Origin of the sequence: Streptomyces sp. NPDC051133 (assembly GCF_040682635.1) — a bacterium.
Classification (GTDB): Bacteria; Actinomycetota; Actinomycetes; order Streptomycetales; family Streptomycetaceae; genus Streptomyces.
The window spans coordinates 160,396-175,314 of record NZ_JBFBBK010000007.1; the positions used below are offsets into that span (position 1 = coordinate 160,396).

12 protein-coding genes and 1 tRNA gene are annotated in these 14,919 nt (G+C 72.1%); 3 read left to right on the plus strand and 10 right to left on the minus strand.

Annotation, left to right across the window (positions count from 1 at the left end):
* Positions 1–140: 140 nt before the first annotated feature.
* Together AB0N17_RS10650 and AB0N17_RS10655 are read right to left on the minus strand one after the other, a co-directional pair.
* Positions 141–2,342, minus strand: coding sequence for an MMPL family transporter (locus tag AB0N17_RS10650; protein WP_366010815.1), 2,202 nt, complete (start codon positions 2,340–2,342; stop codon positions 141–143).
* 106 nt (positions 2,343–2,448) lie between these two features.
* Complete coding sequence (locus tag AB0N17_RS10655) at positions 2,449–3,054, minus strand: TetR/AcrR family transcriptional regulator (protein ID WP_366010868.1); 606 nt, start codon at positions 3,052–3,054, stop codon at positions 2,449–2,451.
* A gap of 155 nt (positions 3,055–3,209) precedes the next feature.
* Between AB0N17_RS10655 and AB0N17_RS10660 the strand changes: the two genes are divergently transcribed.
* Positions 3,210–6,614 (plus strand): S41 family peptidase, encoded by a 3,405-nt coding sequence (locus AB0N17_RS10660; protein ID WP_366010816.1) that lies wholly within the window; start codon positions 3,210–3,212, stop codon positions 6,612–6,614.
* A 114-nt stretch (positions 6,615–6,728) separates the two neighbouring features.
* Here the strand turns inward: AB0N17_RS10660 and AB0N17_RS10665 are convergent, their stop codons facing one another.
* From AB0N17_RS10665 to AB0N17_RS10680, 4 genes are all read right to left on the minus strand, one after another.
* Complete coding sequence (locus AB0N17_RS10665) at positions 6,729–6,959, minus strand: hypothetical protein (protein WP_366010817.1); 231 nt, start codon at positions 6,957–6,959, stop codon at positions 6,729–6,731.
* 94 nt (positions 6,960–7,053) lie between these two features.
* Positions 7,054–7,938, minus strand: coding sequence for an SDR family oxidoreductase (locus AB0N17_RS10670; RefSeq protein WP_366010818.1), 885 nt, complete (start codon positions 7,936–7,938; stop codon positions 7,054–7,056).
* A complete protein-coding gene (locus AB0N17_RS10675) occupies positions 7,935–8,888 on the minus strand; it encodes an alpha/beta hydrolase (protein WP_366010819.1) in 954 nt (317 codons plus the stop codon). The genes AB0N17_RS10670 and AB0N17_RS10675 overlap by 4 nt, the downstream gene beginning before the upstream one ends.
* Positions 8,885–10,513: an NAD(P)/FAD-dependent oxidoreductase gene (locus tag AB0N17_RS10680; RefSeq protein WP_366010820.1), complete on the minus strand. Its 1,629-nt coding sequence runs from the start codon at positions 10,511–10,513 to the stop codon at positions 8,885–8,887. The genes AB0N17_RS10675 and AB0N17_RS10680 overlap by 4 nt, the downstream gene beginning before the upstream one ends.
* 178 nt (positions 10,514–10,691) lie before the next feature.
* Between AB0N17_RS10680 and AB0N17_RS10685 the strand changes: the two genes are divergently transcribed.
* Positions 10,692–11,312 carry a MerR family transcriptional regulator gene (locus tag AB0N17_RS10685; RefSeq protein ID WP_366010869.1) on the plus strand — a complete coding sequence of 207 codons (621 nt, stop codon included), beginning with the start codon at positions 10,692–10,694 and terminating at the stop codon, positions 11,310–11,312.
* 26 nt (positions 11,313–11,338) lie between these two features.
* Here AB0N17_RS10685 and AB0N17_RS10690 read toward each other — a convergent pair whose 3' ends face one another.
* On the minus strand, positions 11,339–12,142 hold the full coding sequence (locus tag AB0N17_RS10690; protein WP_366010821.1) for an exodeoxyribonuclease III: 804 nt from the start codon (positions 12,140–12,142) through the stop codon (positions 11,339–11,341).
* Positions 12,143–12,223: 81 nt separating this feature from the next.
* Between AB0N17_RS10690 and AB0N17_RS10695 the strand changes: the two genes are divergently transcribed.
* Complete coding sequence (locus AB0N17_RS10695) at positions 12,224–12,700, plus strand: GNAT family N-acetyltransferase (protein WP_366010822.1); 477 nt, start codon at positions 12,224–12,226, stop codon at positions 12,698–12,700.
* Between the two features lie 49 nt (positions 12,701–12,749).
* Here the strand turns inward: AB0N17_RS10695 and AB0N17_RS10700 are convergent.
* The 3 genes from AB0N17_RS10700 to AB0N17_RS10710 form a co-directional block, all read right to left on the minus strand.
* A tRNA-Ala gene (locus tag AB0N17_RS10700) sits at positions 12,750–12,823 on the minus strand.
* A gap of 93 nt (positions 12,824–12,916) precedes the next feature.
* Positions 12,917–14,101 carry a gephyrin-like molybdotransferase receptor GlpR gene (gene glpR / locus AB0N17_RS10705; protein WP_366010823.1) on the minus strand — a complete coding sequence of 395 codons (1,185 nt, stop codon included), beginning with the start codon at positions 14,099–14,101 and terminating at the stop codon, positions 12,917–12,919.
* A 186-nt stretch (positions 14,102–14,287) separates the two neighbouring features.
* Positions 14,288–14,917: a GNAT family protein gene (locus AB0N17_RS10710; RefSeq protein WP_366010824.1), complete on the minus strand. Its 630-nt coding sequence runs from the start codon at positions 14,915–14,917 to the stop codon at positions 14,288–14,290.
* Between the last annotated feature and the right edge of the window lie 2 nt (positions 14,918–14,919).

The following is a 14,919-nucleotide window of genomic DNA, read 5'->3' on the forward strand; positions in this document are numbered from 1 at the left end:
ATGACGGCGTCGCCGCACGCGTGACAGCGCCCGCGACAGGAAGAAGCCGGTGAGGGTGCCCCGTCCCCACGGATCCCTCACCGGCTGGTCGTTGCCGGCCTGACGCGCCGCCGCGGACGCGGCGCGTCGGGCCGGTCACGTCAGACCCGCACCAGCTCCCGCTCCTCGTCCTCGGAGCGCGTGCGCAGGCCCTCGCCCTCGACGTCGACGTTGGGCAGCGCGCGGTCGAGCCACTTCGGCAGCCACCAGGCCCGCTTGCCGAGCAGCGCGAGCACCGCCGGGACGATGGCCATGCGGACGATGAACGCGTCGAAGAAGACGGCGATCGCGAGGCCGAAGCCGATCATCTTGACCATCGCCTCGCTGGAGCCCATGAAGCCCGAGAAGACGGCGATCATGATGACAGCGGCGGCGGTGACGACGCGTGCGCCGTGCTTGAAGCCGGTCACGACGGCCTGGCTGGGCTTCTCGCCGTGGACGTACGCCTCCCGCATCCGCGTGACGAGGAAGACCTCGTAGTCCATCGCGAGGCCGAAGACGACGCCCACCATGAAGATCGGCATCATCGACATGACCGGGCCGGTCTGCTCGACGTTCATCAGGCCGGACAGCCAGCCCCACTGGAAGACCGCGACCACGGCACCGAGGGCCGCGAGCACGCTGAGCAGGAAGCCGAGGGCCGCCTTCAGCGGGACGAGGACCGAGCGGAAGACCACGATCAGCAGCAGGAAGGCCAGGCCGACCACCAGCGCCAGATAGGGCAGCAGGGCGTCGTTCAGCTTCTGCGAGACGTCGATGTTCATCGCCGTGGAGCCGGTGACCAGGACCTGGGAGTCGGTCTGCCGGGCGATGTCGGCGCCCTTGTCACGGATGGCGTGGACCAGGTCCTCGGTGGTCGTGGAGGACGGCTTGGACTTCGGGACGACCGTGATCGTCGCGGTGTCGCCCGCCTTGTTGGGCACGGCCGGGGTGACCGTGACGACGTCCTTCAGGCCCTTGATCTCGTCGCCGACCTTCGTGAAGGTCTTCTTGGGATGGGCGCTGTCCTTCGCGTCGACCACGACCATCAGCGGGCCGTTGAAGCCGGGCCCGAAGCCCTCGGAGAGGAGGTCGTAGGCGCGGCGCTGGGTGGTGGAGACCGGCTGGGAGCCGTCGTCCGGGAGGCCGAGTTCGAGGGAGGCGGCCGGGATCGCCGCCGCGCCGAGGCCGATCACGCCGAGGAGGAGGACGGCGATCGGGCGCCGCACGACGAAACTTGCCCAGCGGGTGCCCATGTTGGGCCGGCCCGGCTTCTTCGGGGTACGGCCGCCGCCGAGCAGCCTGCTCTTCTCGCCCATCGGCTTGATCTTGCGGCCCGCGTAGCCGAGCAGCGCCGGGATCAGGGTCAGGGCGATGAGGACGGCGATGGCGACGGTGCCCGCGGCCGCGACACCCATCTTGGTGAGCATCGGGATGTTGACGACGGACAGGCCGACCAGGGCGATGACGACGGTCAGTCCCGCGAAGACCACGGCCGATCCGGCGGTGCCGACGGCGCGGCCGGCCGCCTCCTCGCGCTCGCGGCCCTCGGCCAGTTCGGCGCGGTAGCGGGAGACGATGAACAGGGCGTAGTCGATGCCGACGGCGAGGCCGATCATCGACGCCAGGGTGGAGGTCGTCGAGCCCAGGTCGAGGGCGTGCGCGAGCGCGGTGATCGTGGAGACGCCGATGCCGACGCCGATGATCGCGGTCAGCAGCGGGAATCCGGCCGCGAGCAGCGAGCCGAAGGTGATGACGAGGACGACGGCGGCGATGCCGATGCCGATGATCTCGCTGGAGCCGGTCTCGGGCGTGGCGTTGAGCGCGTCACCGCCGACCTCGACGGTCAGCCCGGCGTCGCGCGCGTGTTGCGCGGCGTCCTTCAGCGCGTCCCGGGAGGAGTCCTTCAGCTCCATGCCGGAGACCTTGTACTTCACCGAGGCGTACGCGATCGAGCCGTTCCGGCTGACGGCGTGCCCGGCGTAGGGGTCGGCGACGGAGACCACCTCGGAGCCGCTGCGCAGCTCCTTGACCGTCTTCTCGACGGCCGCCTTGTTGGCACGGTCGGTCATCTTCTCGCCGCTGGGCGCCTTGAAGACGACGCGTGCGGTGGCGCCGTCGGCGCTCATTCCGGGGAAGCGCTGTTCCAGCAGGTCGAAGGCCTTCTGGGCCTCGGTGCCGGGGATGGAGAAGGAGGTGTTGCCGGCGGCGGGCGCGCTGGCCGCTCCGACGCCCGCGAGCGTCAGCAACGCCACCCATATGAGGGCGACGAAGTGCCGTCGCCTGAAGGCGAGCCGGCCCAGTTTGTAGAGGAACGTGGCCACGAGGGCGTACTCCCGGTCAGTCGTGGGGTTGTCAGGGCAGGGGTGTTCAGCCCGACGACGTGAGCGGTTACGTCAGGTGGTGGGCTTGCTGGGGAGAGGGGTCAGCTCAGGAGGTGGTGCGCGCGCCGAGGGCGGGGAGGACCACGGCGTCGATGTACGAGAGGAGGAAGTTCTGCGTCGGCGGCTGCTCGTCGATCATGGTGCGGGCGGCGAACGCTCCGATCATCATGTGCATCACGAACCGGAGCGCCGGGTTGTCCGCACACACCTCGCCCCGGTCGATCGCCCGCTGCAGGACGCGGCGGAACTCGGCCATCTCCGGCTCGATGAGATGCTCGCGGAAGGCCCGCAGGAGGTCGGGGTTGGAGTGGGTCGCCATGGCCAGGCCCCGCATCAGCGCGGAGTTCTGCTCCATCTCGCAGTCGTCCGCGCGCAGCGTGAGCGCGTGCAGGTCGCCCCTGAGCGACCCGGTGTCGACGTCGTCGACCGGGCCGGGCTTGTTGTGCCGCACGGCCTTCGCCACCAGCTCGGCCTTGCCGCCCCACTGGCGGTAGAGCGTGGCCTTGCTGGACCGGGTGCGGGCGGCCACGGCGTCCATGGTGAGGGCGTCGTAGCCGACTTCCCGGAGCAGGTCGAGCACGGCCTCGTACAACTCGGCCTCTCGCTCGGGCGTGATCCGACTGCGACGCGCCGTTGCGACGGTCTCGGTCATGCCCATCACCTTCTCGCCCGGGGAGCCTCCGTCTTCGTACACCATGAAGATACCCTGAGCACGAGCGAAACGAAACCGTTTCGTACGTGCCGTGCGTCACGGATGTGAGCCCCGCATAAGTTGCTGGGGTCCATCGGGGGGAAAAGCATGGGGAGGTGAGCTATCTGCGCCTTCCCCACATCAGCGAGGACCTGCTCTGCTTCGTGGCCGAGGACGACCTCTGGCTGGCCCCCCTCGACGCCCCGGGCCGCGCCTGGCGCCTCACCGCCGACCGCACCAAGGCGGGCCACCCCCGCTTCTCACCCGACGGCCGCGAGATCGCCTACACGACCTGGCGCAGCCTCGTCCCCGAGATCCACCTCGTCGACGTCGACGGCGGCCCCGCGCGGCAGCTGACGTACTGGGGCAGCACCGACACCCGGGTCTGCGGCTGGACGCCCCCCGACGACGAGGGCGGCGCCGACATCCTGGCGGTCGCCTCCCACGGTGAGCCCTTCTCCTACTTCACCTGGGCCTACAAGGTGACGGCGGACGGCGACCCCGGCCGCAAGCTGCCCTGGGGGCCGGTCTCGGACATCCAGGTCGCCGACGTCGACGGCGTGCACAAGACCCTGCTGCTCACCGGCACCCCGCCGCACGAACCGGCCTCCTGGAAGCGGTACCGCGGCGGCGCCATGGGCCGGCTCTGGCTGCACGGGCAGCAGCTGCTGCCCGACATCGGCGGCCACCTCGCCAGCCCCATGTTCGTCGCCGGCCGGATCGCCTTCCTCTCCGACCACGAGGGCGTCGGCAACCTCTACTCGTGCGCCCACGACGGCACCGACCTGCGCCGCCACACCGACCACGACGCCTTCTACGCCCGGCACGCCTCCAGCGACGGCACGCGGGTGGTCTACCAGTGCGCCGGCGACCTGTGGCTGGTGGACGACCTCTCCCCGGCCGGTGTCCCGCACAAGCTCGACATCCGGCTCGCCGGACCGGCCGCGGGACGCCGCAGGTACCCGGTGCCGGCCGCGCAGAACGTCGACGGCATCTCCGTGGACGAGACCGGCCGGGCCAGCGCCGTCGTCGTACGCGGCAGCCTGTACTGGCTCACCCACCGCGACGGGCCGGCCCGGACGATCACCGACGCGCCCGGGGTGCGGGTACGGCTGCCGGAGATGCTCGGCTCCACCGGCCAGGTCGCCTATGTGACGGACGCCGAGGGCGACGACGCCGTCGAGATCGCCCAGCTGCCCCGCGCCAGCGGCGACCGCCCACCCCGCCGGCTGGCCTCCGGCGAGCTGGGCCGGGTCCTGGAGATGGTCTCCAACCCACCGGGCGAGCGGCTCGCGGTCGCGTCCCACGACGGACGGCTGCTGCTGATCGACGTGGCGGAGGAGGAGGGCGCGGCGGACGGCACGGAGGAGAGCGCGACGGACGGTGCGGGGGAGGGCTCGGGGGAGGGCGCGGCGGAGAGCGCGGCGGAGGGTGCGGGGGAGGGCGCGGAGCGGCCCGAGGGCGCCGGCGGCCACGGCGCCGGACCCGCGGAAGCCGCCGCGGGCCGCGTCACCGAGCTGATCCGGTCCGTCAACGGCCCCGTCCGCGACCTCGCCTTCTCCCCCGACGGCGCCTGGCTCACCTGGTCCCACCCGGGCATCGGCCGCTCCCTGCGCCAGATCAAGCTGGCCCGCATCAAGGACCGGCTCGTCGTGGACGTGACCAACGGCCGCTTCGAGGACGAGAACCCCGTCTTCACCCGCGACGGCCGCTACCTCGCCTTCCTGTCCTGGCGCGGCTTCGACCCGGTGTACGACGTCCACACCGGCGACCTGTCCTTCCCGCTCGGCTGCCGCCCGTACCTGGTCCCGCTGAACTCGGCGACCCCCTCCCCCTTCGCGCTGAACCCCGAGGGCCGCCCGGCCGCCGGCGGGCTGGACCCGCTGGAGGACGAGGACACCGGCGAGAACGGCACGGTGACCGTCGAGGTGGAGGGCCTGGAGAACAGGGTCACGCCGTTCCCGGTCATCGCCTCCAAGTACTCCGCGCTGTACCCGGTGGCGGGCGGCGGCCTGGTCTGGATGCGCTGGCCGATCTCCGGCGCGCTCGGCGAGACGTTCGCCAACCCGACCGACATCAGCGCCCGTCCGGCCCTGGAGCACTTCAACCTCGCCAAGGCGAAGAAGTCCGAACTCGTCGACCACCTCGACTGGTTCGCGGTGAGCGGCGACGGCACCCGGCTGGTCGTCGTCGACGAGGGCGACCTGCGCGCCGCCCCCGCCACGGAGATCGGCGACAGCGACACGACCGTCTGGATCGACCTGCGCCGCATCCTGCACGTCGTCGACCCGCCCGCCGAGTGGCGCCAGGCCTACGCGGAGGCCGGCCGGCTCATCCGCGCCTACTTCTGGGACCCGGGCATGTGCGGCATCGACTGGGACGCGGTGCTCGACCAGTACCGGCCGCTGGTGGAACGGGTCGCCTCCCCGGACGAGTTCGCCGATCTCCTGCGCGAGGTCCTCGGTGAACTCGGCACCTCCCACGCCTACGTCACCGCCGCCCGCCGCAACGAGGGCCCGGCGCACTACCAGCGCTGGCAGGGCCTGCTCGGCGCCAACCTGGTGCGCCGCGACGGCGGCTGGACGGTCAAGCGCATCCTGCCCGGCGACTCCTCCGACTCCAAGGCCCGCTCGCCGCTGGCCGGCACGGGCATCCGCGACGGCGCCCTGCTGACGCACGTCGACGGCCGCCCGGTCGACCCCGTGGCGGGCCCCTACCCGCTGCTCGCCGGGTCCGGCGGTACGACGGTGGAGCTGACGTTCACCCCCGCGCAGGGGGAGCCCGGCCGGGCCCGGCGGGTCGCCGTCGTCCCGCTCGTCGACGAACGGCCGCTGCGCTACCAGGACTGGGTCGCCAAGCGCCGCGCGGTGGTACGGGAGTTGAGCGGCGGCAAGTGCGGCTATCTGCACATCCCCGACATGGGCGGCTCCGGCTGGGCCCAGTTCAACCGCGACCTGCGCATGGAGGTGTCCCGGCCCGCCCTGATCGTGGACGTGCGCGGCAACGCGGGCGGCCACATCAGCGAACTCGTCATCGAGAAGCTGACCCGGACGATCCTGGGCTGGGACCTGACGAGGGACGCGCAGCCGGTGTCGTACACCGCGAACGCGCCCCGGGGTCCGATCGTGGCCCTCGCCGACGAGGCGACCTCCTCCGACGGCGACATGATCACGGCCGCCATCAAGCTGCTCAAGCTCGGCCCGGTGGTCGGCCAGCGCACCTGGGGCGGCGTGGTCGGCATGACCGGCCGGCACCGCCTGGGCGACGGCACGGTGATCACGGTGCCGATGAACGCGGCCTGGTTCGACGCCTACGGCTGGTCCGTGGAGAACCACGGCGTCTCCCCCGACGTGGAGATCATGCGCACCCCCCTGGACTGGGCGGAGGGCCGCCACGCCCAGATGGACGACGCGATCCAGCTGGCCCTGGACCTCCTGGAGACCCACCCCGCCGCCGTCCCCCCGGACTACACCGACGTCCCGAACCGGACCCGCCCGAAGCTGCCCCCGCGGCAGCAGTAGCGCGGACCAGTAGCGCGGACCAGTAGCGCGGACGGGCCCCACCCAGGACGCAGGGCGCCCTCCCCGAAGGAAGGGCGCCCCACATCTCATTCCGGCCGGAGCCGAGCGCAGCGGCTACGCGTCGTAGTCGCGGTCGAACCGGTCGTCCATCTCCCGCTCGGTGTCCTCGCGGTCGCGCATGTTCTGACGACCCCGCTCGGACTGCGGCTGCTGGCCACCGCGCGGCTGCTGGCCACGCTGCGGCTGCTGACCGCGCTGCGGCTGCTGACCGTGCTGACCGGCCTTCTCGCGGGCCTGACCGATCTTGTCCTTGCCCTGCTCCTGGAACTGGTCCTTCATACCCATGTGGGTTCACTCCTGTGGTGAGTGAGACTGGGGAGTCGGCCCCTTGGTGGGGCCTCGACCAGATTCACACGGCCGACCACGGAGCGCATGTGGATCAGTTACGGTGCGTAGCCCTCGCCGCCTCGTCCGCGGCCCCACCTGCACCGACGAGTCCGGAACTCATCCCCTGCAGCCTCGGCGCGAACCGCCGCATCTCGCGCTGGCCGACTGTCCCGATGAGCGCCGGCAGGTACCCGCGCACGCCCTGCATGCCACGCAGCCACCACTGCCCGTACACGTGCGCCGAGCGCCGTTCGATGCCGGCGACCAGCCGGTCCACCGCCGGACCCAGCGGGTAGGTCTTGTTCGACGGCCACGGCAGCCGCTGCCGCAGCTCCCGCATCACGTCGTCCTGGTCGGCGCCGCGCACCATGTCGGTGTCGGTCCAGGACAGGTACGCGACGCCGACGCGCACGCCCTGGTAGCCGACCTCGGCGCGCAGGCTGTGCGCGTACGCCTCCACGCCCGACTTGGACGCGCAGTACGCCGTCATCATCGGCGCGGGGGTGATCGCGGCGAGCGAGGCGACCTGCAGCAGATAGCCCCGGCTCTCCACCAGCACCGGCAGGAACGCCCGCGCGGTCACCGCCGAGCCGATCAGGTTCACCTCGATCACCCGCCGCCACGCCTGCGGGTCGGAGTCGGCGAACGGACCGCCCGTCGCCACACCGGCGTTGGCGACCACGATGTCGACCTTCCCGAACCGCGCCTTCACCTCCCGCGCGACCCGGCTCATCGTCTCGTGGTCGGTGACGTCGGCGTGCCAGTAGGCGCTCTCGCTGTGCAGCCGCGAGGAGACGTCCTTGAGCGCCTCCTCCTCCAGCCCGACCAGCGCCACCTTCGCGCCGCGCGCGGAGAGTTTGCGCGCCAGCAGCTCACCGACGCCGCGCGCCGCTCCGGTGACGACGGCGACCTGCCCTTCGAGGCTGACCCTGCTCATGCGCCCTCCTTGATCTGCGCGGGGGTGGAACCGTGTGCGGGGCCGGCCCCCGTGACGTACGTGGTGACGAGTTCTCGGATCCTGCCGGTGACCTGCCCCGGGGCCTCGACCGGGGTCATGTGGCCGATACCGGGCAGCTCGGTGAGGCCGACGCAGTGCGGCAGCGCGGCGGCCAGCGCGCGGGCGTGCACGGGGGGCGTGAGCCGGTCGGACGTGCCGTGCACGACCGCGGTCGGCGTCTCCAACTCCCGTACGCCGTGGTCGAGATCGAGCGTCTCCAGCACGCCCGCCCAGACGTGGCGCACGGCGCGCGGGCAGGCGTGCACGATCCGCGCGCACGCCTCGACCATGTGCGGGGCGGAACGGGCGCCCATGGTGGCGTACTTGAGGATGCCCATCGCCACCGGCGTGACCGGGCCGAGGGGTGCGCGGGAGCCGAGCACGCGCCCGGTGATCCAGGTGCGCACGCGTCCCGCGCGCAACGGCACCACGCGCGCCTCGGCGACCAGCCGCGAACTGCCCGTGCTGCACAGCAGAGCGGCGGCGGCGTGCTCCCGGAAACGGGGGCGCGCGGCAGCGGCCATGATCGTCATGCCGCCCATGGAGTGCCCCGCGATCAGGGCCTTCTCACCGCGCGCGAGCGTCGCCGCGAGCACCGCCTCCAGGTCGTCCGCCAGCGCCTCGGTGGTGCAGGCGGGGCTCGCGGGGCTGCGCCCGTGCCCCCGCTGGTCGTAGACGACCACCCGGTGATCGGTCGCCAGCTCCCGTATCTGGGCGGCCCAGAAGGCGGTCGAGCAGGTCCAGCCGTGGGAGAGGACGACGGGGGGCGCGTCCTCGGGCCCGTGCACCTCGACGTGCAGCCGGGCGCCGTCGGCGGAGACGACGGTCAGTGTGCTGGCGGGGGCGGGCGGGGCGTAGGGACCGGAGGTCACGGAGGCGGGCCGGCTCATGCGGTGGCCTCGCTCTGCCGGGCGGCCTTCGAGGCCTTCGCCCTCGTCACCTGAGCCTTCGGCCGCGCGTCCTGGACCTTCGCGTCCTGGCCCTTCGCGTCCTGGCCCGTGACGTCCTGGTCCTTCGCGTCCCGGCCCGTCGGCCGCGCCGTCGCGGGCTTGCGGATCACCTCGTACTCCGCCAGGTCCACCCGCCGGGTCGCCCGCCGGAACTCGGTCGTCGTACCGGGCCAGATGGTGGTGTTGCGCCCGCTCGCGTCCAGGTACCAGCTGGTGCAGCCGCCGGTGTTCCACACGGTCCGCTTCATGCGCTCCTGCACCCTGTGGTTCCAGTCCTCGACGGCCGCCGGCCGGGCATCGAGGGCCGTACGGCCTCCGAGGACGTCCAGTTGCCGCAGATAGTCGGCCATGTAGTTCAGCTGGGACTCGATCATGAGGATCATGGAGGAGTTCCCGAGGCCGGTGTTGGGCCCGATGATCGTCATCCAGTTCGGGAACCCGGCGGCCGCGGCACCGCGCAGCGCCTGCATGCCGTTCTTCCAGGACTCGGCGAGCGTGATGCCCTCGGCCCCGACCACGCGCTCGGCGATCGGCATGTCCGTCACGTGGAAGCCCGTACCGAAGATGATCGCGTCGACCTCGGCCTCGGTGCCGTCGGCCGCGACGACCGTCGAGCCGCGGATCTCACTGAGTCCGCTGGCGACGACGTCCACATTGGGCCTGGCCAGCGCCGGGTAGTAGGTGCTGGACAGCAGGATCCGCTTGCAGCCGATGCGGTAGTCCGGGGTCAGCTTGGCGCGCAGGGCCGGGTCCTTCACGGCGCGGGCCATGTTGCGCTTGGCCAGCTGCTCCACGAGCCCGAGCTCGTCGGGGTGCTTGGTGAACGCCTGCACCTGCAGCTCCCGGATGCCCCACAGCAGCCCGCGCCGCAGCTGGGTGGTGAAGGGCAGCGCCCGGTGCAGCCGGCGTTCCGCGCCGCTGATGGCGCGGTCCACGCGGGGCATCACCCACGGCGGGGTGCGCTGGAAGAGCGTGAGCCGGCCGACCTGCGGCTGGATGGCGGGCACGATCTGGATGGCGGAGGCGCCGGTGCCGACCATGGCGACGCGCTTGCCGCGCAGGTCGTAGTCGTGGTCCCAGCGCGCGGAGTGGAACACCTCGCCGGGGAAGGACGCGAGACCGGGGATCTCGGGGATCTTCGGGTCGGACAGCGGCCCCGTGGCGGAGACGACGACATCGGCGGTGAGCGACCCGCGCGCGGTCTCGATGTTCCAGCGCAGGTTCTCCGCGTCCCAGGTCATCAGCTTCACTTCGGAGCCGAAGCGGATGTGCGGGCGCAGCCCGAACAGGTCGGTGACGTGCTCCAGGTAGGCGCGGATGTGGCTCTGCCCGGAGAAGGTGCGCGGCCACTCGGGGTTGGGTGCGAAGGAGAAGGAGTACAGGTGCGAGGGCACGTCACAGGCGCACCCGGGGTAACTGTTGTCCCGCCAGGTGCCGCCGACGCCGTCCGCCCGCTCCAGGACGACGAAGTCGGTGATCCCCTCGCGGCGCAACCGCACGGCGGCCCCCAGCCCGCCGAACCCGGACCCGATCACCGCCACCCGCACATGCTCGTGCTCGGCCATCCCGAAGCCTCCACGCATCGCCTAGGAACTCTGCCAGTGAACACTGGCGCAATGGGACTGTAGAGCAGCTCCGTACCGAGCGGTAGGGGGCGGGTGAAAGAAAGTTACCGGCGGTACAACATAGGCTGCGGGCGTGGCAGAGGACGCAGAACGCAAGGAAGGCGGGCGCGAGTACCGCATGGAGGAGCTGGCGCGCCTCGCCGGCATCACCGTGCGCACCCTGCGCTTCTACCGCGAGCGCAAACTGATCGGGCCACCCCGCCGCGAGGGCCGAATCGCCTGGTACGACGACCACCACCTGGCCCGCCTGCGCACCATCGCGGCACTGCTGGAGCGCGGCCACACCCTGAACGGCATCGCGGAACTCGCGGAAGCGCTCGACCAGGGCCGGGACGTCGCCGACCTCCTCGGCGTCGGCACCCCGAGCGAGGAGGAGCCGGTCCACCTGACCCCCGAGGAACTCGCCGCCCGCTTCGAGGGCGAGGTCACCCCCGAGAACCTCGCCGCCGCCCTCGACCTGGGCTACCTCGGCACCGACGGCGACGAGATCGTCCACATCAGCCGCCGGCTGCTGGACGTCTCCTCGGCGCTGGTCCGCGAGGGCATCCCGCTCGGCGAGGTCCTCACGGCCGCCGCCCGCGTCCGCGAACACGCCGACGCCCTGGCCGAACTCTTCACCGACCTCATCCTGCGCCACGCCCCGGAGGAGGACCTCCAACGCCTGCGCCCCCTGGCCCGCAGCGTGGTGGAGGCGGAACTCTCCCTGGCCCTGGACCGCCGGACCAGCAAGCGCGGCTGACCGGCGCCCGCGGTCGCGACCGACGGCTAGAGGTCGTAGACGACCGTCACCGGCGCGTGGTCGGACCAGCGCTCCGCGTGGGTGGCCGCGCGCTCGACGAAGCCCTTGACGGCCCTGGCGGCAAGGCCGGGCGTGGCGCCGTGGTAGTCGATGCGCCATCCTGAATCGTTGTCGAAGGCCCGCCCCCGGTACGACCACCAGGTGTACGGGCCCTCGGCCTCCGGGTGCAGGGCGCGGACGACGTTGACGTAGCCGCCCTCGTCCGCGGCGAACACCCGGCCGAGCCATTCGCGTTCCTCGGGCAGGAAGCCGGAGTTCTTGGTGTTGCCGCGCCAGTTCTTGAGGTCGGCCTGCCGGTGGGCGATGTTCCAGTCGCCGCAGACGACCACCTCGCGGCCGTCGGCGGCGGCCCGCTCGCGCAGTGCCTTGAGGTGGGCCAGGAACTCGCCCATGAACCGGAGCTTCTCGTCCTGCCGCTCGGTGCCGACCTCGCCGGAGGGCAGGTACAGGGAGGCGACGGTGACGCCGGGCAGGTCGGCCTCGACGTAGCGGCCGCTGCCGTCGAACTCGGCCGAGCCGAACCCGACCTGGACGCGGTCGGGCTCACGTCGCGTGTAGAGCGAGACGCCGGCGCGTCCCTTGGCGGCGGCCGGGGCGTGCACCACGTGCCAGCCGTCGGGCTGCCGGACCTCCTCGGGCAGCTGGTGCGGCTCGGCGCGCACCTCCTGGAGGCAGACGACGTCCGCCTCCGTTCCGGCGAGCCACTCCACGAAGCCCTTCTTGGCGGCGGCTCGCAGCCCGTTCACGTTCACCGAGGTCACAGTCAGCACCCGGGCACGATACCGGCACACTGGTCGGAGTCCGCACCGCCCGACGCCCCGATGCGTCTGCATAGAAGTACGATACTCAGCATGAATATACGCCGTGTTCGTTTCGACCACCCCGACGCCGTGAAGCTCAACGACGAGGTCCAGGCCGAGTACAGCCTGCGCTACGGCGACGAGGGCGACGCCACGGTCCTCGCCGCCGAGGACTTCCTGCCGCCCCGGGGTGTGTACCTGATCGCGTACGACGAGCACGACCGCCCCGTCGCCACCGGGGGCTGGCGCAGCCAGGACAACAACGGCGAGGGCAACGAGGACGGCGACGCCGAACTCAAGCGCATGTACGTGGTCGCACAGGCGCGGGGCCTCGGCCTGGCCCGCCGCATGCTCGCGGCTCTGGAGGAGGACGCCCGTATGGCCGGGCGCGTCCGCATGGTCCTGGAGACCGGCACCAAGCAGCCGGAGGCCATCGCCCTGTACACCTCCAGCGGCTACGAGGCGTGCGCCAAGTTCGGCTACTACCGGGAGTACGAGGAGAGCCGCTGCTACGCGAAGCGGCTGTAGACACGATGAAGCCCCAGTCGGCTCTCGCCGACTGGGGCTTCATGCTGCGTGGACCTGAGGGGATTTGAACCCCTGGCCCCCTCGATGCGAACGAGGTGCGCTACCGGACTGCGCCACAGGCCCTTGCAACGAGTGAAACTTTAGCATCCCGATCGGGGTGCTTGGAAATCCGCTCCCCGACTGGTCAGAGGCGGGCTTCCAGGGGCGTGACGGCCGTCACTCGTTGGCGGCGCGCGGGCGGTCGCCGTCCTCGTACTGGTCGAAGAGGGGGGTGCGTCCGCGCTCGCGTGCCCGGCGGGCCGAGGCCGCCCGCCGCGCGTCGCTGCGGCCGCCCGCCGGCCTGTCCCCGGACGCGGACGCGGACCCGTCGCCCTCGTCCTCGGCCGCCGGTGCCGTCTCCTGCTCCGGGACGACCGCGCTGGACCGCGCCGAGCTCCAGGTGTCGGGCGCCTGCAGATCCACGTCGGAGGTGGCGCGCGGCGCGACCGGCGCGGTGACGTACGTCGGCAGCGGTACGGGTACCGGGTCCCAGCTGTCTCCGTGGCCGGGCCGCCGCTGCCGTTCGCGCTGCTGGTCGACCCACTCGGCGTGGTCGGTCTGCTCGACGAGGGCGCGCCGGTCGGCGGCGAGCGCGGAGAGGCCGGTGTCCGTGTCGGTCTCCCGGGCCTCCTCCGGTTCGTCGGCGGCCGGGCCGGTGTCGAGGGACGCGCGCCGGCGGGGCTGGCGCTCGCGCAGACGCTGGGCGGCGGCCTCGGCGGCGCGGCGGTCCATCTGGTAGGCGAACCGGCGGCGCTCCTGGCTGCGCAGGTAGGCGATGTACCCGCTGAGCAGGACGGCGGGCGCGGCGGGCGCCCACAGGAAGGAGAGCCCGCCGACGGCGGCGACGACCGCGCCGAGGGTGAAGGCGAAGAACAGGACCACGGTGGTGCGCCGGCGGCGCGCGAGGACCTTCGAGCGCCGGGCGCGCGCTGCGGCCGTCTGTGCCGAGGGGGTGGACCGCGGTGCCGGGACGCGCCCCCGCGCGGGGGCTGGGGTGGACGGCGGTGCCGTCGCGGCGGGCCGGCGGTGCTCCGGTTCCGTGCTTCCGGGCGCCTCCGGCTCGGTTTCCGCGTGGACCTGACGACGGGTCGGGGGCACGGCGAAGGCCCGGACGTCCACCGAGTCGGTGACGGCGTCCGGATCGACGGCGTCCGGCTCCCCCTCCTGGGTGGAGCGCGCCCGCAGGTCCTTGGCGTACCGGCGCTCCATACCCGCCCGTCCGGACAGGAGCCGGATGGCGGTGCTGAAGCGTTCCGTCGGACGGGCCTCGTTCAGCTCGTCCTGCCTACGGAGCCACATCGGCACCAAGTAGGCGGCCCAGGCCCCGACAATGACTGCGTAGATGAGGCCGCTGCTGCTCACGCCTCACACGGTAGAGGGGTTTGCGTGGGGCCATCCGCCAATTGGGCCGGTGTGTCGCACGATCTGGCTGATATTTCCAGCTTTTTTTGCGACCGATGCGATCAGCGGGCGCCCGTGGACGCGAATTTCAAAGCTCCGAGACGGTCAACAGCCGATCAATTTCGAACACATATTCAATTTCGGGGTCTAGGCGGGATTCCCCGGGCTGTTCTGCGTGCGCTGCGGCCCCTGGGAGTGCGCCCGCTGCCAGCGCGCGAGCAACCCGTCGGGCACCTCTTCCGCGGTGAGCGCGTAGACGAGGTGGTCCCGCCAGGCGCCGTCGATGTGCAGATAGCGCGGCCGCAGCCCCTCCTCGCGGAATCCGAGTTTCTCCACGACCCGGCGGCTGGGCCGGTTCTCGGGGCGAATGCAGACCTCGATGCGGTGCAGTCCGACGGCGCGGAAACAGTGGTCCACCACGAGCGCGACGGCCGTCGGCATCACCCCGCGCCCGGCCACCCCCTCGTCCACCCAGTAGCCGATGTGCCCCGAGCACATCGAACCCCAGGTGATTCCGGCGACCGTCAACTGCCCGACGAGCCGCCCCTCGTACTCGATGACGAACGGCAGCATGCGGCCCGCTCCGGCCTCGGAGCGCAGGTGCCGGACCATCTGGCGGTAGGTCGGCCGGTGCACGATCGGCCCGCTCGGCGTGGGCGGCGGGATGGTCGCCTCCCAGGGGCGCAGCCAGTCCCGGTTGCGCCGGTTCACCTCGCGCCAGACCCGCTGGTCACGCAGCCTTATCGGCCGGAGGACGATGTCGCCGTCCGCCAGCACGA